Source organism: Caballeronia sp. (assembly GCF_049581465.1).
Lineage (GTDB): Bacteria > Pseudomonadota > Gammaproteobacteria > Burkholderiales > Burkholderiaceae > Caballeronia.
Map to the genome: position 1 here is coordinate 1 of NZ_JBAUSA010000196.1, position 2,050 is coordinate 2,050.

At 60.8% G+C, this 2,050-nt stretch carries 2 protein-coding genes and 1 pseudogene; all 3 read right to left on the reverse strand.

The features are described from left to right. Positions 1 to 255, reverse strand: a 255-nt coding sequence (locus WCA53_RS04880; protein WP_423906222.1) for an NAD(P)-binding protein, incomplete at its 3' end; no start/stop codon positions are given. Between the two features lie 20 nt (positions 256 to 275). Further along, positions 276 to 1,493: a mandelate racemase/muconate lactonizing enzyme family protein gene (locus tag WCA53_RS04885; RefSeq protein ID WP_423906225.1), complete on the reverse strand. Its 1,218-nt coding sequence runs from the start codon at positions 1,491 to 1,493 to the stop codon at positions 276 to 278. Beyond that, a pseudogene (locus WCA53_RS04890) lies at positions 1,490 to 2,050 on the reverse strand (MFS transporter); the annotation flags it as partial. The pseudogene WCA53_RS04890 and the gene WCA53_RS04885, both read right to left, overlap by 4 nt.

A 2,050-nucleotide genomic window follows, 5' to 3' on the forward strand; every position in this document is an offset into this window, starting at 1 on the left:
CCCTTGCACCTTGCCGCGCGGCGCATAAATCTTGCGATTGCTAAGTTCTGCTTCCGGTTCGCTGTAGTACATCCAGTTGCAGGCCGGATCGTAGTAGGTCTTCGCGAAGCCGACGGGAATCTTGAACCAGAACGAATCGGCTTTACCGCCCGCTTCGAGGACGAGCACGGAATACTGCCCCGATTCCGACAGGCGCTCGGCCAGGATGCAGCCGGCCGATCCCGCGCCGACGATGATGTAGTCGTAAGTCTTCATGTGGGTGTTCGAACCTTGGTTCAGCCTTTCGCCGGGGAGAAATCGCGGACATCGGCGGGAGTGGGGGCCATCTGCAAATGCAGGCGCTCGCCCGTGTACGGTGAATGCGCGCGCACCACGTCCATGTTCAGTTCGACGCCGAGTCCCGGCGCCTTCGACGGGATGATGAAACCGTCTTCCCACTGAAGTGGCGTCTTGAGGATCTCGGCATGAAAGCCATCCCATGTGCCGATGCTTTCCTGGATCAGGAAATTCGGCGTGCAAGCGGCCAGTTGAATGCTCGCTGCCGCGCCGATCGGTCCGTTATAGAGGTGCGGCGCGATTTGCGCGTAATAGACTTCCGCGAGCGAAGCGATCTTCTTCGCTTCGAGCAAACCGCCGCAACGCGCTACGTTCAGTTGAAGGATGGACGCCGCGCCCGCTTGCAACAGCTTGAAGAATTCGTACTTGGTGGTGAGGCGCTCGCCGGCCGCGATCGGAATGCTGGTATGCCGCGCGACTTGCGCCATTGCGTCTTCCTGGCCGGGTGGAACGGGCTCCTCGAACCACAGCGGATCGTATTTTTCCAGGCGCTGCGCGAGCCGGATAGCGGACGACGGCACCATTTGTCCGTGCGTGCCGAACAACAGGTCGCAGCGGTTGCCGACGGCTTCGCGGACGCGCTTGCAGAAGGTCTCGCAGCGTTCGAGCACGGACAGCGAAAGCTGGTGGCCCGAGTACGCAGTGTACGGGCCGGCCGGATCAAATTTGACCGCAGTGAAGCCTAGCTCCGCATTTTGCGCGGCGCATTCTGCGGCGAGATCGACATCGTCATAGTCGTATTCGCCCGCGGCATTCTTCGGATAGAGGTAGGTGTACGAGCGCAGGCGTTCGTTCACCAGGCCGCCGAGCAGTTCGTACACCGGTTTGTCCGCCGCCTTGCCGATGATGTCCCAGCACGCCATTTCGAGGCCGCTGACGACGCCCATCATCGTGAGGTCGGGGCGCTGCGTGAAGCCGCTCGAATAGGCTTCGCGAAAAAAGCGTTCCACATGATGCGGATCGTGATCCTGGAGATAGCGGCCGAAGACGTCATCGATGATGTGCGCCATCGCTTTCGGATGGAAAGTGGCCGAGTAGATTTCCCCCACGCCTTCTATCCCGCACGCTGTTTTCAGCTTGACGAAGATCCAGTACATGCCGCCGAGATGCGGCGGCGGGACGGCTACGAAATGGGTTTCGAGCGAGACGATTTTCATCGGACGGACTCCTTGGCAAGTGTCGAGCGGGCACGCATGCGTTTTAGCGCGATGGCAGCCACGCCGCCGATCACGGCGATTCCCGCGATATAAGAGAAGTAGAACTGGTAGCCGGCGAGACCCGGATAGTGCTCCGTCGTCCAGCCGTTCACGAGCGGCAGGAATACATCGGGCGAATAGCCGATCAGCGAAATCAGGCCGATGGCAAGGCCCGTGATGCGTAACGGGATTCCGCATTCATCGAGCAGGCTCCAGTAGAGCCCGCGAATGGCGTAGGTCAGCACGCCGATCAGCAACACCACGATGGCGATGGCAGCAATGCCGACACTCGGATTGAGATGGCCGACGCTTGGCAGGACCACGAGTGCGCCAAGCCCGATCGCCGCGAGGAACAGCGCCGCGATTAGCACGCCGAGCGTAGAAAATCGATCGCCGAGATAGCCGCCGCCGATACCGCCGATTGGCCGCATCCACAGCTTGAGTGTGGTGAGCGTGCCGGCCATGACGACGGTCATCTTCAGGTCGCCGACTTGCAGGTACGCCGAAAAGCTATAGGT